This is a genomic window from Pandoraea faecigallinarum, from assembly GCF_001029105.3.
GTDB classification, from domain to species: domain Bacteria; phylum Pseudomonadota; class Gammaproteobacteria; order Burkholderiales; family Burkholderiaceae; genus Pandoraea; species Pandoraea faecigallinarum.
The window spans coordinates 1,100,318-1,123,355 of sequence record NZ_CP011807.3; the positions used below are offsets into that span (position 1 = coordinate 1,100,318).

Consider the following 23,038-nt stretch of genomic DNA (forward strand, 5'->3'; position numbering starts at 1 on the left):
TGCGGGCCGTCGTTGCTGGCTGACGCCAGACCCGCGCAATTCTCATGAGCGAATCCTGTGTCGCGCGCTTTCGTGCGTCCCGTACGCTTGCGTCTTCTTTAGACCACCGGCATCGCAACGTCCCGCACGGCGGCCGCTGCGAGTGGAGGTCGTCCCCTTCACGGTGCGGGAGGAGTGCGAAGGGGAGTATGAGGTCCCGGGCCGGAAAATCTGGAGCGATGACGTTCTGCTTGCCAAGCTGGTTCCGATTGCGTCGAAGGTTATTGCCGCGGATGGCCGCGTGGATGTTGTCGGGTGGTTGGGATCGCATGCCCTTCTGTTTCAGGGCGAGGCGGTACTTGGTCCCAAGTCGGCGACCATCGTGACTCATCGCCCGGGGCGTGCATCGACCGCACGTATTGTGCGCAATATCGAAGTGGACGGCTGGTATTGGTTCGAGGCGAGAGTCCGCCGGCCGGTGTTTATTGACGAAGCGCTGTTTCTGGACTTGCTCACCGATGTATCCAACTATGAATTTTGACGATCCGCTACATGCGGTCTACGACGCGTTCCGCGTGTCACATGAAAGTCTTAATGCGGCGAAACTTGCCGTGCTCAACCAGCACAAGGCAATCGGTCCGCGCATCGAGTTCGGCGGGGCCTCGTGGGAAGACGCGGAAACGGCCTTGCAGCAAGCGGAACAGCAGTCGTCCGATCTCGCGGTCTTCGCCCTCTTTGTGACATTCGAGCGCTACGTGATCGACAGCAAGCCCGCGCCACCGCGCGCGACGCCTGAGGAGGCGTTCAACCTGTTGAGCGCCGTCGCCGGACAGATTGGCCAATTGCACGCCGGTTCAGGCAGAAGGAGGGAAACGCTGCCCGTTCACGTCGACCCGCTAACGTTTGCCGCGCCGCACGGGTGGTTTGCCCACGGTCTTACGTGAGCCAGGCGTTGTCGTGCCGGTCGGTTGCCCCGTCTTCCTGCGACCGCCGAAAAGAGGATGACTCGACGCGCGTTTCCCATTGAAAGCGGTATTTTGCGCGCCGGTGTTTCGTTGGACGTCGGCTGACATGGCCTGCGCCACCTTCGGCTTCTTCGGTTTTTTCGGTTTCCTGACGATCTGGCCCGCCGCGTTCGTCTCCGGCACGCGGTGTTCGGCTTCGAATCCCGGCTCTTCTTCGCGAGGCAGCGTTTGGCGGATCAGCGCCTCGATGGCGGCCAACTGCGGGGCCTCGTCGGCGCACACGAGCGAGATGGCGGCGCCGCTCGCCCCTGCGCGTCCGGTACGACCGATCCGGTGCACGTAGTCCTGCGCGACGATAGGCAGATCCACGTTGATGACCAACGGCAGGTCATCGATATCCAGACCGCGCGCGGCCACGTCGGTGGCGACCAGCATCTGGACTTCGCCCGCTTTGAAGCGTTCCAGCGCGCGTAGGCGCGCCGGTTGCGGCTTATCGCCGTGAATGGTGTCGATCGCATAACCCGCTTCATCGAGCAAGGCCGCCAGATACTCCACGCCGTTACGTGTTTTGACGAACACGAGCGCATGTGTCCACTTGTTCGCTGCCACGAGATGCATGAACAGGTCGGGCTTGTTGCGCTTGTCCACCGGAATCACCCACTGCTTGATCCTGCTTGCTGCGGCATTGGGTTGACTGACGCTGATGTCGACGGGGTCGCGAAGTATCTTCGCCGCCATCGTGCGGATATCGTCGCTGAACGTGGCGGAGAACAGCAAGGTCTGGCGCTGCGCCGGCAAGGCGGCGAAGATCGCGTTGAGTTCGCGCGCGAAACCCAGATCGAGCATGCGGTCGGCTTCGTCCAGCACCAACGCGCGGACCTGGTCGAATTGCACGGCGTTCTGCCGGTTCAGGTCGAGCAGGCGCCCGGGCGTGGCGACGAGCACGTCCACGCCTTTGCGCAACTTCATCATCTGCGGATTGATGCTCACGCCGCCGTACGCAGCCAGAAATCGCAAATCGAGGCCCCGGCCGTACTCGACAAAGCTTTGCAGCACTTGCTCGGCCAGTTCACGCGTGGGCACCAGTACCAGAACGCGGACACGGTTGCTCGATACGGCGGGGCCGTGTTGCACCAGCCGTTGCAGCAACGGCAGCGCGAAGCCCGCCGTCTTGCCTGTGCCGGTCTGTGCTGCCGCCACGACGTCCTTGCCGCCGAGCACGGCGGGAATGGCTTTGACCTGCACCGGTGTCGGTGTCTGGTAATCGAGCGCCTGCACGTTACGCAACAACGGTGCAATGAGGCCAAGCGAGGCAAAGGACATGGACGTATTTCCGGCTAAAACCGCAATTCTAGCGGGTGCCGCACGGCGTGACCTTCGACGGACGGCAGGTGTGGGCGGCAACCGGTGAATCCCTCCTCGCCTTCGACCCGGCGAACGGGAACGTCACTCGCACGCTCGATGTGTCGAGCGACGCCGGTACCGCCTTCGACGGCAAGCATCTCTATCAAATCGCAGAGTCGCGCATCGACAGGATCGATCCGGCGACGGGACGTGTGCTGGACTCCATTCCCGCCCCCGCGGACCGTGGCAGCAATTCGGGGCTGACGTGGGCCGAGGGTAGCCTGTGGATCGGGCAATACCGCGACCGCCGCATCCTGCAAATCGATCCGAAGGACGGGCGCGTGTTGCGTACCATCGAATCCGACCGCTTCGTCACCGGTGTGACATGGGCGAACGACGAACTGTGGCACGGCACGCGGGAAAACGACGAGTGCGAACTGCGTCAAGTGGACGCGGTAAGTGGGGAAGTCCTCACGCGAGTGCAGATGCCCGGCGGTCTGGTCGTCAGCGGCCTGGAGTATGACGGCGCCGGCACGTTCTATTGCGGCGGCGCAGCCAGCGGTAAGGTGCGTGCCGTGCGTTATCCCAAAGCCTGAGTCTTCGGAATAAAACCCGGCATGCCGCGCAGGTGCCGCATTCATCGTCCGCGGCGTGCCGTCAGTGCGCGGCGGACGCCATTGCCGCCAGCCTATCGCCTTCGATAGTCTGGCTTAATTGCATAGATTTCAATAATCAATTTCTATTTATCGATAGCATTCGGCATACTGGCAACACTTTCCACCCAGTCAGAGAGACAACGACATGCCGATCATCAACACCCAGATCAAGCCGTTCAAAGCCAATGCCTACCAAAATGGCGACTTCATCACCGTGACCGACGAAACCCTCAAGGGCAAGTGGTCGGTGGTGGTGTTCTACCCGGCGGACTTCACTTTCGTGTGCCCGACCGAACTGGGCGATCTGGCCGACCACTACGAAGAATTCAAGAAGCTGGGCGTTGAGATCTACAGTGTCTCGACCGACACGCATTTCACGCACAAGGCCTGGCACGACACGTCGGACACGATCCGGAAGATCCAATATCCGATGGTTGCCGACCCGACGCTGGCGATCTCGCGCAACTTCGACGTGCTGATCGAAGAAGAGGGCCTGGCCCTGCGCGGGACGTTCGTCATCAACCCGGAAGGCGAGATCAAGTTGTGTGAAATTCACGACAACGGTATCGGCCGCGACGCCAAGGAACTGCTGCGCAAGGTGCAGGCCGCTCAGTACATCGCCGCTCACCCGGGTGAAGTCTGTCCCGCGAAGTGGACGCCGGGCGCCGAAACGCTCAGCCCGTCGCTCGACCTGATCGGCAAGATCTAAGGTTCACGGTTTCACCGCAGCTTCGTTGCTGCAAGCGCCGCTCGGGTCACGCAGCGGCGTCTCCTGCCGGCGCGCGGGCCCCCCTAAACCCCGTTGCGCCGGCACCCACCCCGAATTCCCCGACGCTTACCTGCGCCAGCCACCGGCCGACGCGGTGGACCTCGCTCACCCTTTCGAGACGGAAAACAAGCCATGTTGGACGCGAACCTCAAAGCCCAGTTGCAAACGTATCTCCAGAAAGTCACGCGCCCCATCGAGATCGCCGTGTGGCTGGACGATAGCCCCAAGTCCGCCGAAATGAAGTCGCTGATCGACGAGATCGCACCGCTCTCCGACAAGATCACCGTCGTCTCGCGCGACGACGCCCGCGAGCGTCGTCCCTCGTTCGCGATCGGCACGCCGGGTGAGGCACCGCGCATCCGTTTTGCCGGTCTGCCGATGGGGCACGAGTTCACGTCGCTGGTGCTGGCGTTGCTGCAAGTCGGCGGTCATCCGCTCAAGCTCGACGACGACACCATTGCGCAAATTCGCGCGCTCGATGGCGACTTCCGTTTCGAGACGTACATTTCGCTGTCGTGCCAGAACTGCCCGGAAGTCGTGCAGGCGCTCAACGTCATGGCGCTCATCAACCCGCGCATCCAGCAAATCACCATCGACGGGGCGCTATTCCAGAGTGAAGTCGAAGCGCGACAGGTGATGGCGGTGCCGACCGTGTTTCTCAACGGCGAATCGTTCACCCAGGGCCGCACCAGCGTGAAGGAACTGCTGGCCAAACTCGACACGGGCGCAACGGCCCGCGCCGCGAAGGCGCTCGAGAACCGGCCGGTCTACGACATGCTGATTGTGGGGGGCGGGCCGGCCGGTGCTGCGGCCGCGATTTACGCGGCGCGAAAGGGCATCGTGACGGGCGTCGTCGCCGAGCGTTTTGGCGGTCAGGTGCTCGACACGATGGCCATCGAGAACTTCGTCTCGGTCACGCACACCGAAGGGCCGAAGTTCGCCACCGCGCTGGAGCAGCACGTAAGGACGTACGACGTGGACGTGATCGACACGCAGCGTGCCCAAGCGTTGATTCCGGGCAAGATTCACGAAGTGCATCTGGCCAGCGGCGCCGTTCTCAAGGCCCGCGCCGTGGTGCTGGCCACGGGTGCCCGCTGGCGCGAAATCGGCGCCCCGGGCGAGCGCGAATACCGCAACCGTGGCGTGGCGTACTGCCCGCACTGCGATGGTCCGTTGTTCAAAGGCAAGCGCGTTGCGGTGGTCGGCGGCGGCAACTCGGGCGTGGAAGCGGCTATCGACCTGGCGGGCATCGTCAAGGAAGTCACGCTAATCGAATACGGCACGCAGTTGCGCGCCGACGAAGTGCTCCAGCGCAAGCTGCGCAGTCTGTCGAACGTGCGGGTACTGACGAACGCGCAGACCACCGAGATCGTCGGTGACGGCCAGAAGGTGAACGCTCTGGTGTACCGTGACCGCTCGACGGGCGAGACTGCGACGATTGCCCTCGAAGGCGTGTTCGTGCAGATCGGTCTGGTGCCGAATACCGAATGGTTGGGGAGCACGGTGTCGCTCTCGCGTCATGGCGAGATCGAAGTCGATGCGAAGGGGGCAACATCCGTGCCGGGCGTATTCGCCGCGGGCGACGTCACGACCGTGCCGTTCAAGCAGATCGTGATTGCGGTCGGTGAAGGGGCCAAGGCATCGCTCGGCGCCTTCGAACATCTGATGCTCGGCTCGGTGGAAGATGACGTCGTCGCCACCCAGCGCGAAGCCGCTGTCGCCTGAGGGCATCGCAAGGCAGCGTTGGCTACCATGAAACAGGCCGCCCCCCAGGCCGCCCCCCGGGGCGGCTTGCTTTTTTGCCACCTCGAACGCGATGCGACTGGACGACGGGAGCGACGGGAGCGACGGACGCCGCAGCCCGGCACGCTGTCTCATTGCGATCGCGCCGGCGCATCGATCCGTTCGAGGCTCACGCGGGCGAGACTCGACACCGTCCCCGTCACGCGCAACGCCGGATCCAGCCAGTCCGTCATCGCCCACATGCCGTGCGAGACGCGCCGTTGCCACGCGCGCAGCGGCGCTTCGCTCATCGGCAGAGCGGACATATCGATGCCGCTCATGTCCGCCAGTGTCGCGGCGCCGATCTTGACGAGACTCTCCTTGCGCGTCCACAGACGCAGCCAGGCCAGTGCGCGAGGCGACGGCGCGCGATGGTTTGGCGCCACGCCCGCAAAGGCACCGAGCCGGATTCGCTCGCGCTCGTTGAGGCCGGGCAGATCGGCATCGACGGCGAGCGCTTCATCCCAGTGTTCGACGTCGATGCCCACCGGCGATATGGCACAGGCGGCGGCGACCGCGCCGCGCGCGTGGCTCAGGCTCACGTGCAGGCCGGGATGCGCCGGCAGGCGAGGGCGCCCGTGTGCGCCCCCGCAACGTTCGCAACGCTGCATCAGCACATAGGTTCGTGCTGTGGCGCCGGGCATGTCCGGGCTGCCGATCACGCGTGCGGCGGCCACGCGCGCGAGGATATGCGCCGCCACATAATCCTCCCGATCGTCCGGTCGGGAAAAGGCATCGGCGCGCCGGCGTTCGTCGGAGCTGAGATGATCGGACCACGCTCCGAAGCGTGCCAGAACATTGCCCGACGCCCCGTATAACGCAACCCCCAGCGCCAGTTCCGATACCCCCGGGTCGAGCCTGCCTTCGGCACGTACAGCCATGTTGTCGTTTGTCATCGTGTGTCGAGCGCCTGGTGCGGGGCGAAGACAAATGATGGACTCCAAGCAATTTGAATGCCATCGGCGTGCGGGACTTGCTTTGCCCTGCCGAGCGAGTCGGGCGTTCGTTTCGCTGCGCGAACACCTGTCGCAGGTTGCGACAGGTGTCGCATTGCCGGACAGATGATTCGGTCGCGGATTTCCCGGCAAACGGCAACCTTTAGCACGACGAAGTACGCCGTGGAAAAACGATTCCGGCAGGCATCGCGTGCAGGCATGCGGGTTGAAAGACCGTCGTACCGGTCGGTGAATGAAACCGAAGACTTCGTCGGGAGATCATGCCCGGCAATGGTTCGAAACTTGCATGAGGAAGGCGACGCGCCGGTGTCGCGCTTCGCTTCTCACTGCCTGCGCCAGGATGGCGTGGCGAGGATTGGGCGACCCGCGATGCCGGCGCTCCCACCACAACAAAGGAGTCTTCGCGATGCTGCCAACACGCCGGCTAGGCAATCAAGGACTGGAAGTCCCCGCTATGGGTCTCGGTTGTATGGGCATGAGCTATGCCTACGGACCGTCCGACGACACCGAATCGGTTCGTGTGCTGGAACGGGCGTTGGCGCTGGGGTGCAATTTCTTCGATACGGCTGAAGTGTACGGACCGTTCGCGAACGAACGGTTGCTTGGGCGGGTGCTCAAGGGCCGTCGCGACCAGGCGATAATCGCGACCAAGTTCGGATTCCGTTTCGAGAACGGCACCGTGACCGGCGCCGACAGCCGTCCCGAGCACATCAGGGAAGTCGTCGACGCGAGCCTGGCGCGGCTGGGCACCGACTACATCGATCTGCTGTACCAGCACCGCGTCGATCCCAACGTGCCGATCGAAGACGTGGCAGGCACGGTCGGCGAACTCGTGAAGGCTGGCAAGGTGCGCTACTTCGGACTGTCGGAAGCCAGCGAGCGGACGATTCGCCGAGCACACGCCGTCCATCCCGTCAGTGCATTGCAAAGCGAATACTCGCTCTGGCATCGCGACATCGAAGCGTCGATCCTGCCTTGCCTGCGCGAGCTTGGGGTGGGACTCGTGCCGTTCGCACCGCTCGGGCGGGGATTCCTCACCGGGACGGCGCGGCGCGCGGAGGAGTTTCCGGAAGGCGACTCGCGCCGCACGTCCGACCCGCGCTTGCAGGGCGAAAATTTCGAAGCCAACGTGCGGCTGGCCAAAACGCTCGCCGGCCATGCCGCGCAAATCGGCGTGACGCCCGCGCAACTGGCCCTTGCATGGCTGCTGTCGCGCGGCGACGACATTGTGCCGATTCCGGGCACGCGCCGCGTGAACCGTCTGGAGGAGAACCTCGGTGCCGCGAGCCTGCACATCGACGCCGCGATGGGCGCAGCCCTCGATACGCACTTCTTCGCAGGGACGACGACCGGGGCACGCTACAAGGCCACGGCGATGATGGCGTTGCTGGCGGACCCCGCCTGATCCACGCGTCGTGAAACGGGCGGGCGGCATGGCGTGCCGCCCGCTTGCGGGTTCAGCGATCCGGCCCGAGCAGCACGTCGCTGCCCATATCGCGCACGTGAGGAATGTGCAGTTCGCGCAGCTTGCGATAGAGCGACGTGCGGCAGATGCCGAGTTCGCGCGAAGCGGCAGAGATGTTCCAGCGTCGCGAGGACAGCACGCGAATGATGATTTCACGCTCGCCGTTGGCGATGGCCGACAGCGATGCGAGCGGCGCCACCTGAATATTGCCGGAAGCGCCTGCGGCCTGCGATGGCGGCCTGGCAGACGCGATCGTCGGCACGGCGGAAGAAGGGGCCGATGCGGCCATCGACGTCGCACTTTGCACGAGATTCGCAGGCAGATCCGGAATCCGGATCGTATCGTCGCCTTTGACGGCACACGCGTACTGGACCGCGGCGCGCATCTGACGCAGGTTGCCTGGCCATGCGTACGACAGCAGCAACTCGCGTGTTTCGCTGTCGAGGGAATCGAAATTGGCGTTGCCGTGCGACTCCGCGACGATCATCGCGTCGAGCAACCAGGCACGGTCCTGCCGTAGCCGTAGGGGGGGTAGATGCACGATGCCCACGGCGACCCGATAGTAAAGGTCTTCGCGAAACGCACCGGCCTGAACGCGCGATTCGAGATTCTGGTGCGTTGCACAAATGAGTTGCAGGTCGACGGGCACGGGGGTGGCCGAGCCGATGGGCGTGACTTCCCGCTCGGAGAGTACGCGCAGCAAGCGCGTTTGCTGTGCGAACGGCATGTCGCCGATTTCGTCGAGAAAGAGCGTGCCGCCATCGGCCTGCACGACTTTGCCTTTCATGCCGGTATTGAGCGCGCCGGAGAAGGCGCCGCGCTGGTAGCCGAACAATTCGCTTTCAATCAGGTTTTCGGGGATCGAGCCACAGTTGACCGACACCATGTTCGCGTGGCGGCGGGCGCTGTAATTGTGCAGTGCCCGCGAGAGATATTCCTTGCCGGTTCCGGTTTCTCCAAGGATCAGAATGGGAAGCTGACGATCGATGAGCAGGCGGGCGCGGGCAAGGGTCGCCAGCATCGAGGGGTCGTTGCCGCAGAGCCGGTCGAGCGATGGCCCGGAGGAAGACTGAAAGTTTGCGTTTGAACGGTCCAGCGGATCGTGGGCGTACATAGCGTCTCTCATTGACTTTATTGGAATTGGCGGGCGCCGCGTTTGGCGGCGCGAGTTCGCATCGTGGCGAATGCCTTGGGGGGTGCTCCATAAAGCAAGACCAAGGATAGTTCGATTCGCGAGCGGTCTCCAATACCATATGATGCGATGACTGATACCGGTTCGCTATGAATAGAAACCGATGTTCTTTCAAGGGGAAAAAGCTCCATGGAACTGAGGCAACTTCGTTATTTCGTAGTACTGGCTGAAACGCTCCACTTCGGGCGGGCAGCAAATCTGCTGCACATTTCGCAACCACCGTTGTCGCGCCAGATCGCGATGCTCGAAGAGGAGCTGGGGGTGGTGCTGTTTCAGCGCACGCAGCGCAGCGTGGCGCTCACGGCCGCGGGGCAGCGCTTCTATCGGGACGCACGCTCCGTGCTCGCCACACTCGATCAGGCACGCTCTCACGCGCGCGCGGCCGAAGTGGGAGACTCGGGCATGCTCTGCGCGGGTTTCATGTTCGCCGTTGCATGCAGCGTGCTGCCGGTGCTCACACGCGCTTTCGCCGCGGCATTCCCGCGCATCGAAGTCAAACTCAAGGAAAAGATCCCGACCGAACTGGCCGATGAGTTGCGCTGCGGCAAAGTGGACGTCGGCATCATGTACTCGTCCGATGCTTCCGATGAGCTATGCACGGAAACCATCTTTCGCGAACCGCTGGTCGCGGCGCTGCCCGCCGGTCATCGGCTCGCCGCGCGCACCGCGATTTCCATCGGCGAGCTGCGCGACGACGCCTTCATCATTTCTCCCCGCGAAGCCTCGCCGTTCATCTACAACACGATCACCGAGCATTGCCGTCAGGCCGGCTTCGCACCGCGCGTGCGCCTGGAGACGAACTTTCAGCAGACCATCGTGAACCTGGTCGCGCAGCGCCTTGGAGTTGCGCTGGTGCACAGCTCGATGCGCAGCACGCGGGCGGAGAACGTTCAGTTCGTGCCGTTGCTGCACGCACCGTACATCGACGTGGCGCTGGTATGGAACGAGAGGAGCCGCAATCCCTGCGTGCCGCGCTTCGTGCAGACGGCGCAGAACCTCGGGCTCTTCGAGCCGTCGGACGCCGCGCTTCAGGTGTGCGCGTAAGATGCCGCCGCGCGGGCGACGCCGGCGGCTGCGGCGTCGTGTTCGCCGCAGCGGGCTAAGAGACGGAGAGGCAGGCTTCCGTGTTTCGCAGACGTGCCTTGATGGCCTGCGCCAGACGTGCGATGCCGGTTTCGATTTGCGACGGCGTGGCGGTCGTGAACGTCAGCCGCATCGTGTTCGCCTTCGGTGCGACCGCATGGAACGACGCGCCTGGAATGAACGCGACGCCGCGCGCGAGTGCATCGTCGAACAGACTTGCGCTGTCGATGTGCGCCGGCAACGTCACCCAGAGGAACATTCCGCCGCTCGGGCGCGTCCACGAAACGCCCTCGGGCATGTGCTGCGCGAGGCATTCGAGCATGAGGGCGCATTGCGCGCGGTAGCGCTGGCGAATCGCGTCGAGATGTGCGTCGTACTCGCCGTCGGTCAGCAGCGCATGCGCCAGTCGCTGCGTGATGCCGGTCGTATGCAGATCGCTGGCCTGCTTGGCTTGCAGCAGCTTGAGCATGAGTTCGTCGGGCGCGACGACATAGCCGACGCGCAGACCCGGCGCGATAACTTTCGAGAACGAGCCGAGATGCACGACACCCTGCGGCGCCATCGACAGCAGCGAAGGCGGTGTAGCGCCGCTGTAGACGAGTTCGCCGTAAGGGTCGTCTTCCACGAGCAGCAGGCCGTTGCGCATGGCTTTCGACACCAGCGCGATGCGCCGCTCATGGGCGAGGGTGCGTCCCGTGGGGTTCTGAAAGTTGGGCTGGGTGTAGAGCAGCCGGGCATGGCGCATCGATGCCTCGTCCAGACGCTCGGGCAGCAGACCCGCAGCGTCGGCAGGCACTTCCTCGAAGACGGGTTCGTACTGCGCCAGTGCCTGGACCGCACCGAGGTACGTCGGGGTTTCGATCAGCACGCGCGAGCCGGGATCGATCAGCACGCGGGCCACGAGGTCGAGCGCTTGCTGCGAGCCGGTGGTGACGAGTACCTGTGCAGGGCTGATGCCGGCGCCCTGGCGCGTCAGGCGCGACGCAATGGCTTCGCGCAACGGCAGGTAGCCTTCCGATGGGCCATATTGCAGTGCGCCTGACGCGTCGTGACGCAAAATGCGCTCCACCGACGCCTGAAGCCGTTCGACCGGCAGCGCGTAAGGTGAGGGCAGGCCGCCCGCGAACGAGATGATGTCGGGGCGTTCGGCGACCTTGAGGAGTTCGCGCAGCGCCGAGGGCTGCATGCGCTGCGCGCGCGCCGCGAGTTGCCAGCGACCGGCGGGCGGGAGATGTCTGTCCATGGGGCGGTCCGTGACGAAGCGAAGTCGGGACGCCCCCACGTGGCGACACGCGGGGGCGGGGGCGCGTCGATGACGCGGGCTGTACTCAACGGGTATTCAGCCGGTATTCAGCCGGTGTTCAGCGGCGACTCAGGCGCCGTTGAACATCTTGCGCAGATTGTCCATCGCCATCTTGAGGAAACCGACGGCGAAGGCGTCGAACGCCGGTTGGTCCTTCGGATTGCCCGAGCGGGCTTCCCCGACGATGCGATAGGTCGCCGTACACGCTTTGTCGCCGCGCGGCACGACTTCCATCGACGCCCACATGTTGCCGATGTCGAACGTGGTGTAGATCAGCGTCCAGCTCATCGTCATGGCGTCGTCGTCGCGCGTGTTGAGTTGCTCGACGACCAGATCGCCACCGGTGAAGTGTTTGTGGCGCAGTGAGCGCGGGCCGGTCGCCGTTCCCGTCATCTGAATGTATTCGAGACCAGTGACGAAGCGGTTGTAGCCGTCGAAGCGCCCCACGATGTTCCAGACGTCGCGCGCCGGGGCATCGAGCTCGGCAACCCCGGCGTGAACGGTCGTCGTGAGGTTGTGGATCAGCGTATCGGGTTGCAGTTCGGTGCGGACTTTTTGCAGCATGATGAACTCCTCGATAGAAAAAATGGACTGCGCGAAAAATCGGATCGTGCAAAGGTGTGACGCCATTCGGACGTTCGGCTCGACGCTCAGGCGACCGAAGCCGCTTCCGTCTCGCGTTCGTTGCGCCGGGTACCGCTGCCGCCCGGCTCGGGCAGGAATCCGCTGTCGATGAGATAGCGGAAGTGATGTGTGAGAAGCTCGGCATCCTTGCGCGGATACGCGAGACCGAGGCGCGCGAGGGTCTGTGCGGTTTGCCGGTGCGCAATGCGCGCCATGTCGCCGATGTCTTCCTGGCTGTCGTCGAGGTAGAACGCGACGACGTCGAACAGCGCGTTGCTCTCGTCGATGGAGGTGAGCCGGTTGCGCCAGTCTGCCGGCTCTTCGAGGGCGAGCGAGTAGCCGCATTGGGCGAGCGCGCCGAGGTAGTCCTCCCATGTCAGCGGCTGTGGGTTTTGAAGATGGAACACGCGCAGTTCGCGCTGCGGATCGGTCGTGCAGCGCACGATCGCACGCGCCAGGAAGTCGACCGGCGTGAAGTCGAATTCCGTGTCGCCGGCGGGCGCGGCGCCCAGTTGCAGCGAGCCCTTCACCAGCAGCAGGATCCGGTTGCGCGCCGGTTGGCACAGGCCGGTGGCGGCCACGCCCGTGATATTGCCCGGACGCAGGATCGTCGCGTCGATGCCCCGCTGCGCGGCCTCCCACACCAGATGCTCGGCGACCCACTTGGTCACGTTGTAACCGTTGTTCACGAAGGCGGGCGCGTTGCGGGCCGGGCCCTGCTCCAGCACGTGCCCGTTGGCGTCGACAGCGCTTGCGGCGGACAGCGTCGAGACGAAGTGCATCGACTTGTTGCGGAACTCGCAGGCGAGGCGCAACAGTTCGAGCGTCGCGCCGACGTTGGCGTCGTAGAGATACGGATAGTCGTAGACGTGGTTGACGTGCGCACCGTTGTGATAGATCGCGTCGATGTCGCGGGCGAGCGTTCGCCAGGTCTGCGGCGGCAGCCCGAGCCGGGGCTGCGCCAGATCGCCGAGGACGACTTTCAGCCGCGGATGTCCGGCAAGGGACGCGAGCCCGTTGGCCTGCAACGCCTGAGCCAGCCGCGCTTCGCCTTCCTTCTGGCTGGCCGCCCGCACCATGCAATGCACGGTTGCCGGCGTTTGCGCGATCAGCTCGGCAGCGATGAACGTGCCGAGAAAGCCGTTCGCACCGGTGAGCAGAATCGCGCGCGCACCGTCGGCGACCGGACGCAACCCGTCGACCGGACGGATGTCCTCGGGCAGCGCCATGTCGTCGAAGACCCGCTGAGGAATCCGCTCGCCTTTGTCCACGTCGTCGTTCGCCAGCAGCGAGGCCAGCGCGGCGATGGTGGGCCGCTCCATGAAGCGTGCGAGCGGGGCATTGCCGCCGAACTCCTTCTTGACGGCGAGCATCAGACGCGAGACCAGCAGCGAATGGCCGCCGAGATTGAAGAACGAGTCGTCCTTGCCGATCTCGAACGGTTCGAGATCCAACAGGCGCGCCCACAACGCGCGAAGGTCGGATTCGGTCTGCGTGAGCGGTTCCTGTGCCTTCGCTTCATCGGGCAGGACACGTTGCACGGACAGCCGCGCAAGCGCGCCGCGGTCGATCTTGCCGTTGTGAGTGGCGGGCAGCGCATCGAGTGCCACGATCTCGTACGGCACCATGTAATCCGGCAGGCGCGCCACCAGCAGGTCCCGCAGCGCGTCGCCCGTGGCCCCGGCAATCAGCGCGCGGGCGACGAAGCCGCGAATACGCTTGCGCTCGTCGACCACGCACGCGCATTGACCGAACAATCCCGTGGCCAGCGCGGCGGACTCGATCTCGCCGAGTTCCACACGAAAACCGCGGATCTTGACCTGCGCGTCGCGCCGGCCGACGAAGTGAAGTGCACCGTCTTCATCCCACTGCACGATGTCGCCGGTGCGATAGAGGTGCTCGTCATGCGCGTGCGGCCATGCGCCGTTCGGGTCGGCGAACGGATTCGGCACGAAGCTCCGCCCGGTCAGATCGGTCCGGTGCAGATAGCCGTCCGCCACACCGGCGCCGGCCACGCACAACTCGCCCTGTTCGCCGGTCAGCGCCGGTTGCCCGGTTTGCGTCAGAACATAGCAACGCGTGTTTGCCATCGGACGGCCGACCATCCGGTTGCTGTCACCTTCCCTGAGCCGCGCGATGGTCACGAGGACGGTGCATTCCGCCGGGCCGAAGATGTTGTGGAAATCGCGCCCCCGGCTCCAGCGCGCAATCGTTTCCGGAAAGCAGACATCGCCGCCGGTGAGCAGATGCCGCAGCGCCGGCCACCTGGCGTCGGGCATCACGCCGAGCAGGGCTGGCGGCAAGAACGCGTGCGTGACGGCTTCGCGCTCGATCAGCGCGCTGAGTTCGTCCAGGGCGTGGCGCTGCGCTTCGGTCGGAATCACCAGCATCGCCCCGGCGAGGAACGTCGGAAAAATGTCGAGCAGCGAGACGTCGAACGCCACCGTGCAGAACTGCAATGCCCGCGAACTGGCGTCCATGCCGATGTAATCGCGATACCAGTGGCAGAAGTGCACGATGTTGCGGTGGGTGAGCATCACGCCCTTGGGCGTGCCGGTGGACCCGGAGGTGAAGATCGTAATGGCGCAGCGGCTCGCGCGCTCCGCAAAGCGTTCCACCGGCCATGCCGTCACGCCGATGGCAACTTCCGCGACATCCTCGGCATTCAGCGAACGCAGGCGCACGACTTTGACGTCAAGCCCGTCGAGCGCGCTGGCATCGAAGTCGTCGCCGGTAATCAGACAGGTGGCGCGGCTTTGCTCGACGGTCTGGCGCACCCGCTCGGGCGGAAACGACGGATCGAGCGGGGCGTACGCCGCCCCCGCGCCGATGGCCCCCAGAATCGCTGTGTAAAGCAGGCGGGATTTCGGCAGGCGCACGGCGATGACGTGCGGCGAGTCATCCGCCGGCAGCGTCGCCGGAAGCAAGGCGGCGAGGTCGTTGGCAAGTTTCATCGACGCGGCGACGAATGTGCGGTAATCGACGTCGCCATGTTCGTCGCGCAATGCGATGGCCGTGGGCGTTGCGATCGCGCGGCGGGACACCATCTCGGGCAGCGACGGCTCCAGCGCGACGGTACGCGCCGTCTCGTTGCTCGCATGCCAGCCGGACAGGCGGTGCAGGTCCAGCAGCACACTGCCGGGCATGGGCGCCGCGATGCCACGCGCGGCGAGCGCCTGCGGCGTGAGAATGTCGCGCCCGAGCTGGCTGACGATGTCCACGAGCATCCCTTCGGCCTCGGCGTCGATCTGCGCGACCAGATCGGCCCCGCAGCGCGGCGTGCCGAATTCGCAGGCGGCGGTGGCGACATCGACCGCCCCGCGCACGCCTTGCCATTGCCATGTCAGCGTCGCGGCGGACGGCGGAAAGGCGGGGGCGTAGGCGCGAAACGTCAGCACGTGTGCGGCGTGGCAGGCGATTTCCGCGGGCTTGTCGTGCACGCCTTCGCCACAATCGATGCGCCACTCGACCGTCACCGGCGCAGCTCCCGGCGACGGCACCGCTGCCCCCAATTGGGCGGCCATCTCCGCGAGCGGCCCGCCCGTATGGCACAACGGGACCACATCGTGTCCCATGTCGTGAAGGGCCGCGAACAGACGCGCCCCGAGACGGTTGTTCCCTGCGATGGCGAAGGAAATCGCTCTCATGGCTCGTTCCTCACAGATATTGCGCGATGGCCGCGCGAGTGGGTTCGTGGTCGAGCAGCCCCGCCATCTTCAGGAACTTGCGGATGTTGACGATCATCGGGTGCTGGTTCGTGATGGGATACGCGCCGACCATGTCGTTCGCGATCTGTTCGCGCGTGGCGGCGGGCAGATCGAGCGTGCCGATCAGGCGCCGGTCGAATTCGAGCTGTAGCTCGTTGGTCAGGTATTCGCGCAGGAAAAATGGCAGGCCGCGGCCGAGTTCCACGCGTGCCGCCTCGTCGATCTCGGACCAGTAGAGCTTGACCAGATTGATCCAGAACACCGAGTGACGGCCTTCGTCGGCCAGGTGATCGGCCATCACGCCCTTGACCGAGCGCTTGAGCGTGTTGTCGCGCGAGAAAGCCGCGACCTCCGCCGTCACGGTGTTCTCGGAGATGGCGACGCCGAGCAGTTCCATGCCAGCGGCGTATTGCGGCGGCACGTATTCCATCGCTCGTGGAATCGCACGCGAGAGTTCGATTTCCCGGTTCTGTTCGATGGGGCCGATGCCGGTGCTGCGCTCGACCTGATCGAGGTAATCCATCGCCACGTAGGCGTGGTAGTTCTCGTCGATCACGACCGACATGGCGTCGCTGCGGCAGGCGAACGGAAACTCGAACGGGAAGCGCGACTTCGCGATGGCCAGCGCGGTGCGGTTGACGATTTCCGTCTCGAAGATGATGACGTCGTTGATGTACTTGTAAAAGCTCTGCAGCAGGATGTAGTCCTGCACGTCACGGCCGGCGTCGATGACGGCGGGATGCGCATACAATGGCTGGCGCTCGACGGGGTAGTAGCTCAGATCGTCGTCTTCGACGATGCGGCGCGGGCGCGACCGGATCGTGGCGCGTTGTTCCCATTGGTCAGCGTGGCTGACGTAACTCTGCAATGACATGGCGTTGCCTCGGAAAATGGGGGGACGGCAGTAAGCCTTCGACCAGTGTCGGCCGGCGCACGGTGAGACGGATGGCGGATGGCGGGCGTGTCCGGCGCGCGATGGGCAGGGTGTCGCCCGATCGCTTACGCCGTGACGGCCCGCCCGGCCGACGCCGGCCGCCTCACGCAGCGACGGCTTCCTTCTGCGTCGCCACGATATGCTCGTGCAGGCCGTCCCACAAACGCAGGCGCTCGTCGATGGCGCGCAGGCCGGCTTCGAGCGCTTCGACGAGCAGGCGTTCGTCGTTGTTGGCGGCTTCGACGATCATGGCGCGCGCGGCCGGGCCGTGTTCGCCGGAGTCCACCTCGATGTGGCGTTCGAGATAGAAGGTGAGCAGCGGCACGCTCTTCGGATCGATCTGCCAGCCGTCAAGCAGCGTGCGGAACATGTCGGGGATCACATTCTCGCGGCCGTAGAAGAAGTTGCCGAGCACCTGATGTGTCTTGCCTTCGTAACAGGTCGCAAAGGTCGAATTGACGAAACGAAGCACGGGGGCGGGGGCTTCGACGGCAGCCAGTGCGGCGCTCACGCTGTGACCGGCGACCAGCAGGTCGATGAGTTTTTCGATCTGACGCGTATCGGCGCCGACATCGCGCATCGCCGCAAGGTACAGATCGAAGTGGCTCATCGGGCCTTGTGGCGTCTCGTCGCATTCTTCGCCGAGTACGATCTCGTTGATCAGACGCGCGGCATGAATGTTACGCGGGGCGATCCACGGCAGCGTGATCGTCGTGAGGTCCGCCTGAAGGCGCTTGACCAGTGACATGAAATCCCAGACGGCGAAAACGTGCCACTCCATGAACGTCTGCAAGCCCTGCATCGATTCGATGGAGTGGAATACGGGGTGATGTGCAAGCGTCGCGTGATGTTCCTTGATCTGACGTTCGAGATGTTCGATCTTGTCCACGATAGGCATCCTTGTGATAACGAAATGAAATCAACCTGTGCGAGGGGGAATGCGGCGCGACTTTCACGTCGTCGCTCACAGGGATCAGCAAGTTCGATGCCAGCGTCTCGAAACGCAAGAATCTCGATGGAAAAGGGAGTTTTCGGGGGCGAACGGGGGGGGGCGAGGCGATGACACCTGTACAACTAATGGACAGGTGTGCGCGCGGGTGTCGCGTGCCGGGGCTGAGTGCCGGGGCTGAATGCCGGGACTGAATGAGGAGGGTCGGCGCTGCGGATGAGTTGCCGCTGCGCTCAGGGCAGATTTTCGCGAAAAATGACCTGGCTTCGGTTGGCTTCGATCCCCGCGCAAAGGTCACGCTTCTCGCGCAAGTTGGCGAAGATGCGAACGCAATTCATGATGGCGCTCTGCGGGCTTTGCGTGATGACGGCGTCCATCGAGCCGTCGATGAGCAGCGCGCGCGTATCGGGCGTGAGCCCATGGCCGATGAAGACGACCTTGTGTTGCTTGCCGAGCGACTTGAGCGCCTGCCCGACACCCTGCGAGCCACCGCCGATGTTGTAGATGGCGGCGAGATCGGGATGCTGTTCGAGCAATGCCCGCGTCTGCCGATAGTTGACGGCTTCGTCGTCGTACCCCTCGCGCAAGCCCACGACCTGCATGTGCGGATACTGCTCGGCAAACAGTTGCAGAAAGCCCGCCTCGCGCTCGACATGCGCCTTGTAGCTGAGCGAGCCGGCGATGAGCGCGACCTTCGCGGCGCGCTCCGTGCCCACGAACCGTGCGATGAGATACGCCGCCGTTCTGCCCGCCGAGCCGTTGTCGAGTCCGACGTAGGCGATGCGCCGCGAGTGTGACAAATCGGAGACGAGCGTGACGGCGGCGACGCCCTCGTCGGCGAGCGTGTCCACCGCCTCGCGCACCTTGGGGTGTTCGAGCGGCATGAAGGCCACGCCGTGACACTCGCGCCCGCGCTTGAGCAGCGCGCTGGAGAGCGCATCGGGGTCGAAGCCCTGAATGAACTGCACGCGGCAGCTCACGTGATACGGCGCCCACTGCGTCTGTGAGCATTGCACCCATTCGCCGAGCATGCGCAGGAACTTGCTGCTGCGCCCGGGCAGCACGAACAGCACCTGCGTGGCGGGCGTTGCCCGCACTGCCTCCAGGTCCGGCTCGGGCAGGTACTTGAGTTCGCCGGCGGCCTGCAACACGCGCTGGACCGTCGTTTGCCGAACGCCTTCGCGACGATGCAGCACGCGGTCAACCGTGGCCGTCGACACGCCCGCGAGTCGCGCGATGTCGGCCAGATTCGGCATGTTTCGTCTCATCCGTCTTTCCCCTTGCCGTTCCCTTTGCGCTGTCGATGTGTTGCCGTGGGGCAGCGGTTTGCGCCACGTCCACGACAGCATACTTCATCAAAACACATCAAAACACATCATGAAATGAGGTTGGAAGATCGCACGGTTGGGCCCTATCGTACGACCTCAACAGACGTGTCGCGATGCCGGCACGCGACTTCAGGAGACAAGGGTCATGGCACGAGCAGGTGAGCCGGCGCCGCGCAGGCTGGAGGGCCGGGTCGCGCTGGTGTTCGGCGCGGGATCGATCGGTGACGGATGGGGCAATGGCAAGGCGGCGGCCGTGGCCTATGCCCGGCATGGCGCGAAGGTCGTGGCCGTCGATCTCCACCAGGCCGCGGCGCACGCGACCCGCGAAGTGATCGCCGTGCAAGGCGACGAGGCCATTGCGGTGGCCGCCGACGTGACGAACCGGGCGCACGTCGAGCGCGCCGTCGCTGCTGCCATCGAGACCTATGGCCGCATCGACATTCTGCACAACAACGTGGGCATCACCTCTCAGGGCGGCCCGGTGGAGACCACCGAGGACATGTGGGATCGCGTGATGACGGTCAACGTCAAGAGCATGTTCCTCACGTGCAAGGCCGTGCTGCCGGTCATGGAGGCGCAGGGCAACGGCGCGATCGTCAACATCGGCGCGCTCGGTGGCGTGCGCTGGACGGGTTACGCCTATTGCGCGTATGCGGCGTCCAAGGGCGCCGTCAATTCGTTCACGCAAAGCGTAGCGCTGCAATATGCGTCGCGCGGCATTCGGGCGAACTGCATTCTTCCGGGCGTGATGGACACGCCGCATATCTATCAACAGATTTCCGGCTTCTACAAGAGCGCGCAGGAGATGGTGGATGCGCGCAACCGGTTATCCCCGACAGGCCGCATGGGAGATGGCTGGGACGTTGCGAATGCGGCTGTGTTTCTCGCGTCGGACGAGGCGCGCTACATCAATGGTGTGGAACTGCTCGTCGACGGCGGAATGCATGCTCGCTGCAACTGACGTCACACCGTCAGGCCAACCGCCGCGCAAATGCCCGCGCCGAGAACCAAAATATCAGGAGACAAGCAGATGACCCGTCCGACCTCTCAAAGCCGTCGCAGTGTGCTGCGCGCGCTGTCCGCCCTGCCCGCCCTGGGCGTCACCGGCATGACTGGCGCGCTGCCCGGTGCGGCACGTGCCGCAGCACCGGAATACGTGTTCAAGTACGGCAACAATCTGCCGGTGAGCCATCCGTTGAATGTGCGCGCGCAGGAAGTCGCCGCGCGCATCGCCGCCGAAAGCAAGGGCCGGATGGAACTGCGCGTGTTTCCGAACAACCAGCTGGGCGGTGACACCGACATGCTTGCTCAGGTGCGCAATGGCGGCATCGACATCTTCAACGCGGGCACGATGGTGATCGCCACGCTCGCACCGATCAGCGCGATCACGGCCGTCGGTTTCGCGTTTTCGAGTTACGACCAGGTGTGGCAGGCGGTCGACGGGCAACTGGGCAACAGCATTCGCGAGGCCTTCGCGAAGACCGGTCTCTACACCTTCGAGAAGATGTGGGACAACGGCTTTCGTCAGATCACGAGCGGCAACAAGCCGATTGCGAAGGCAGGCGATCTGTCGGGCATGAAGATCCGCGTGCCGGTCAGCCCGATGGGCATCTCGCTGTTCAAGTCGTTGCAGGCGTCGCCGACGAGCCTTCAGTTCAGCGAGGTCTATTCGGCACTGCAAACGCGCGTCGTCGACGCGCAGGAGAATCCGCTCGCCATCGTGCAGACGGCCAAGCTCTACGAAGTGCAGAAGTATTGCGCGATCACGAATCACAGCTGGGACGGCTATCACCTCGTGGTCAACGGCCGCTCGTGGCGTGCCCTGCCGGACGACCTCAAGGTTATCGTCGCGCGCGCGTTCAACGAAGCCGCCATCAAGCAACGCGAAGACGTCTACAGACTCAACACGGGGCTGCAAAGCGAACTCGCGGGCAAGGGCCTGGCGTTCAACACCGCCCCCCCTGAGACGTTCCGCGCCCAGTTGCAGAAGTCCGGCTACTACGCCGAGTGGCAGAAGAAGTTCGGTGCACAGGCGTGGGCGCTGCTTGAAGCCACCGCCGGCAAGGTGGCCTGAGATGAACCCGCGCCCCGCGCATTCGCCGGACGGTGTGCACGCCGGGGGCACCCTGGCGAGCGACGCACCGGCGCACGGCTGGCACGCCTTCCTCGGGGCATTGGACCGTGCCATCGGCTGGCTCACCGAGATTCCGGCGGCGCTGCTTGTGCTTGCGGACATCGTCGTGATGCTTGCCGGGGTGATTGCCCGGTATGCGTTTCACGCGCCGCTCGTCTGGGGCGACGAACTGGCCGGCATCCTGTTCCTGTGGATGTCGATGCTCGGCGCCGTGGTCGCGCTGCGGCGCGGCGAACATATGCGCATGACGGCGTTCGTCGGGAAGGCCAAACCCGCGACGCGCGCATTCCTCGACGTACTCGCGATTGCCGCGGCACTGGCGTTCCTGCTGCTGATCGTGCATCCGGCGTACGAATACGCGTCGGAAGAGTCGTTCGTCGTCACCCCCGCACTGGAGATCAGCAACGCGTGGCGTGCCGCGGCATTGCCCGCCGGTGTGGCGCTGATGCTGGCCGTCAGCGTGTTGCGGCTGCTGCGTACGGCGCCGACGATGCGTGCCGTGCACGCCGCTGCGGTCGTGGCGGCGGTGTGTCTGGCGTTCTGGCTGCTCGGGCCGATGCTCGCGCCGCTCGGACGCTGGAATCTCGTCATCTTCTTCGCGGGCGTCGTCGGCGCGTGCGTCTTCGCCGGCGTGCCGATTGCATTTTCGTTCGCGCTTGCCACGTTCGGTTTTCTCGCGCTGACGACACGCACGCCGCTCGTCGTCCTCGTGGGGCGCATGGACGAAGGCATGTCGCATCTGATCCTGCTGGCCGTGCCGCTGTTCGTCTTTCTCGGGTTGCTGATCGAGATGACAGGGATGGCGCGTGCAATGGTGCAGTTTCTGGCCAGCATGCTCGGGCACGTGCGCGGCGGGTTGAGTTATGTACTCATCGGCGGAATGTATCTGGTGTCGGGCATCTCCGGCTCGAAGGCCGCCGACATGGCCGCTATTGCGCCGGTGCTGTTCCCCGAGATGAAAAAGCGTGGTGCCGACCCCGGCGATCTCGTCGCGCTGCTCTCGACTACCGGCGCACAGACCGAGACCATTCCGCCGTCGATTGTGCTGATTACCATCGGATCGGTGACGGGCGTCTCGATTGCCGCGCTGTTCACGGGCGGTTTGCTGCCCGGTGTCGTGCTGGGCATTGCGCTGTGCTGTGTGGTGTGGTGGCGCTACCGTCACGAAGATCTGTCGGGCGTCGTGAAGGCGAAAAAAGGCGAAGTGCTGCGCGCTTTCGTGTACGCGCTGCCTGCGGTGGCATTGCCTTTCGTGATCCGTGCAGCGGTCGTCGAGGGCATTGCCACGGCAACCGAAGTTTCCACGATCGGGATCGCTTATTCGGTGATCGCGGGGCTGCTGATCTATCGACAGTTCGATACGCGTCGCCTGCTGCCGATGCTCATCGAGACGGCAGCGCTCTCGGGCGCCATCATCTTCATCATCGGTGCCGCGACGGGCATGGCGTGGGGGCTGACGCAGTCGGGCTTCGCGCAGGATCTCGCCGCGGCGATGGAACGTATGCCGGGCGGCAGCGCGGGTTTCATCTTCGTGTCCGTCATCGCGTTCATCGTGCTCGGCAGCGTACTCGAAGGCATTCCCGCCATCGTGCTGTTCGGCCCGCTGATGTTTCCGATTGCGCGGGCCGTGGGCGTGCACGAAGTGCATTACGCCATGGTTGTCGTGCTCTCGATGGGGCTGGGGTTGTTCGCGCCGCCGTTCGGTGTGGGTTATTACGCCGCCTGCGCCATCGGCAAGGTGGACCCGGCCAGGGGCATGCGCGCGATCTGGGGCTATCTCGTGGCACTCATCGTCGGACTGATCTGCGTGGCCGCGATTCCCTGGATTTCCACCGGCTTTCTTCACTGATCCAACAACAAGACGATCC

At 64.6% G+C, this 23,038-nt stretch carries 18 protein-coding genes and 1 pseudogene; 10 read left to right on the plus strand and 9 right to left on the minus strand.

Annotated elements, in window-relative coordinates; translation table 11 throughout:
• Positions 1–142 precede the first annotated feature (142 nt).
• Both AB870_RS04975 and AB870_RS04980 read left to right on the plus strand, forming a co-directional pair.
• The gene (locus AB870_RS04975; RefSeq protein ID WP_047907167.1) at positions 143–520 is read left to right on the plus strand and encodes a hypothetical protein; all 378 of its coding nucleotides are present in this window, start codon (positions 143–145) and stop codon (positions 518–520) included.
• Positions 510–923: a hypothetical protein gene (locus tag AB870_RS04980; protein ID WP_047907168.1), complete on the plus strand. Its 414-nt coding sequence runs from the start codon at positions 510–512 to the stop codon at positions 921–923. The genes AB870_RS04975 and AB870_RS04980 overlap by 11 nt, the downstream gene beginning before the upstream one ends.
• Here the strand turns inward: AB870_RS04980 and AB870_RS04985 are convergent.
• Entirely contained in the window at positions 876–2,267 is a 1,392-nt protein-coding gene (locus tag AB870_RS04985) for a DEAD/DEAH box helicase (RefSeq protein WP_047907169.1), read from the minus strand. The two genes, AB870_RS04980 and AB870_RS04985, sit on opposite strands and share 48 nt — an antisense overlap.
• A 41-nt stretch (positions 2,268–2,308) precedes the next feature.
• On the opposite strand from AB870_RS04985, the pseudogene AB870_RS04990 reads away from it, so the two are divergent.
• The 3 genes and pseudogenes from AB870_RS04990 to ahpF form a co-directional block, all read left to right on the plus strand.
• Positions 2,309–2,884: pseudogene (locus tag AB870_RS04990) on the plus strand (Vgb family protein); the annotation flags it as partial.
• A 205-nt stretch (positions 2,885–3,089) separates the two neighbouring features.
• On the plus strand, positions 3,090–3,653 hold the full coding sequence (gene ahpC / locus AB870_RS04995) for an alkyl hydroperoxide reductase subunit C (RefSeq protein WP_010804507.1): 564 nt from the start codon (positions 3,090–3,092) through the stop codon (positions 3,651–3,653).
• Positions 3,654–3,845: 192 nt separating this feature from the next.
• Complete coding sequence (ahpF, locus tag AB870_RS05000) at positions 3,846–5,438, plus strand: alkyl hydroperoxide reductase subunit F (protein WP_047907171.1); 1,593 nt, start codon at positions 3,846–3,848, stop codon at positions 5,436–5,438.
• A gap of 149 nt (positions 5,439–5,587) precedes the next feature.
• On the opposite strand, the gene AB870_RS05005 is transcribed toward ahpF, so the two are convergent.
• A complete protein-coding gene (locus tag AB870_RS05005; RefSeq protein ID WP_053059572.1) occupies positions 5,588–6,391 on the minus strand; it encodes a 4'-phosphopantetheinyl transferase family protein in 804 nt (267 codons plus the stop codon).
• A gap of 466 nt (positions 6,392–6,857) precedes the next feature.
• Between AB870_RS05005 and AB870_RS05010 the strand changes: the two genes are divergently transcribed.
• A complete protein-coding gene (locus AB870_RS05010) occupies positions 6,858–7,856 on the plus strand; it encodes an aldo/keto reductase (protein ID WP_047907172.1) in 999 nt (332 codons plus the stop codon).
• A gap of 52 nt (positions 7,857–7,908) precedes the next feature.
• On the opposite strand, the gene AB870_RS05015 is transcribed toward AB870_RS05010, so the two are convergent.
• Positions 7,909–8,937 carry a sigma-54-dependent Fis family transcriptional regulator gene (locus AB870_RS05015; protein ID WP_237170054.1) on the minus strand — a complete coding sequence of 343 codons (1,029 nt, stop codon included), beginning with the start codon at positions 8,935–8,937 and terminating at the stop codon, positions 7,909–7,911.
• 300 nt (positions 8,938–9,237) lie between these two features.
• Here AB870_RS05015 and AB870_RS05020 point away from each other — a divergent pair, with 300 nt between their 5' ends.
• Positions 9,238–10,152, plus strand: a complete 915-nt coding sequence (locus AB870_RS05020; protein WP_047907174.1) for a LysR family transcriptional regulator — start codon at positions 9,238–9,240, stop codon at positions 10,150–10,152.
• Between the two features lie 55 nt (positions 10,153–10,207).
• On the opposite strand, the gene AB870_RS05025 is transcribed toward AB870_RS05020, so the two are convergent.
• The 6 genes from AB870_RS05025 to AB870_RS05050 all read right to left on the minus strand — a co-directional run bounded on the left by AB870_RS05025 (position 10,208) and on the right by AB870_RS05050 (position 18,964).
• Positions 10,208–11,434: an aminotransferase-like domain-containing protein gene (locus tag AB870_RS05025; RefSeq protein ID WP_047907175.1), complete on the minus strand. Its 1,227-nt coding sequence runs from the start codon at positions 11,432–11,434 to the stop codon at positions 10,208–10,210.
• A gap of 129 nt (positions 11,435–11,563) precedes the next feature.
• The gene (locus AB870_RS05030) at positions 11,564–12,058 is read right to left on the minus strand and encodes an SRPBCC family protein (RefSeq protein ID WP_047908815.1); all 495 of its coding nucleotides are present in this window, start codon (positions 12,056–12,058) and stop codon (positions 11,564–11,566) included.
• An 86-nt stretch (positions 12,059–12,144) separates the two neighbouring features.
• Entirely contained in the window at positions 12,145–15,765 is a 3,621-nt protein-coding gene (locus AB870_RS05035) for an amino acid adenylation domain-containing protein (RefSeq protein ID WP_047907176.1), read from the minus strand.
• 10 nt (positions 15,766–15,775) lie between these two features.
• The gene (locus tag AB870_RS05040) at positions 15,776–16,699 is read right to left on the minus strand and encodes a diiron oxygenase (RefSeq protein WP_047907177.1); all 924 of its coding nucleotides are present in this window, start codon (positions 16,697–16,699) and stop codon (positions 15,776–15,778) included.
• A gap of 163 nt (positions 16,700–16,862) precedes the next feature.
• Positions 16,863–17,648 (minus strand): DUF3050 domain-containing protein, encoded by a 786-nt coding sequence (locus AB870_RS05045; RefSeq protein WP_047908816.1) that lies wholly within the window; start codon positions 17,646–17,648, stop codon positions 16,863–16,865.
• Between the two features lie 293 nt (positions 17,649–17,941).
• Positions 17,942–18,964, minus strand: a complete 1,023-nt coding sequence (locus tag AB870_RS05050; RefSeq protein ID WP_084663340.1) for a LacI family DNA-binding transcriptional regulator — start codon at positions 18,962–18,964, stop codon at positions 17,942–17,944.
• A 217-nt stretch (positions 18,965–19,181) separates the two neighbouring features.
• Between AB870_RS05050 and AB870_RS05055 the strand changes: the two genes are divergently transcribed.
• From AB870_RS05055 to AB870_RS05065, 3 genes are all read left to right on the plus strand, one after another.
• On the plus strand, positions 19,182–19,997 hold the full coding sequence (locus tag AB870_RS05055; RefSeq protein WP_047907179.1) for an SDR family NAD(P)-dependent oxidoreductase: 816 nt from the start codon (positions 19,182–19,184) through the stop codon (positions 19,995–19,997).
• 69 nt (positions 19,998–20,066) lie between these two features.
• Complete coding sequence (locus tag AB870_RS05060) at positions 20,067–21,110, plus strand: TRAP transporter substrate-binding protein (RefSeq protein ID WP_047907180.1); 1,044 nt, start codon at positions 20,067–20,069, stop codon at positions 21,108–21,110.
• A gap of 1 nt (position 21,111) precedes the next feature.
• On the plus strand, positions 21,112–23,019 hold the full coding sequence (locus tag AB870_RS05065) for a TRAP transporter large permease (protein WP_157112240.1): 1,908 nt from the start codon (positions 21,112–21,114) through the stop codon (positions 23,017–23,019).
• Positions 23,020–23,038: the final 19 nt, after the last annotated feature.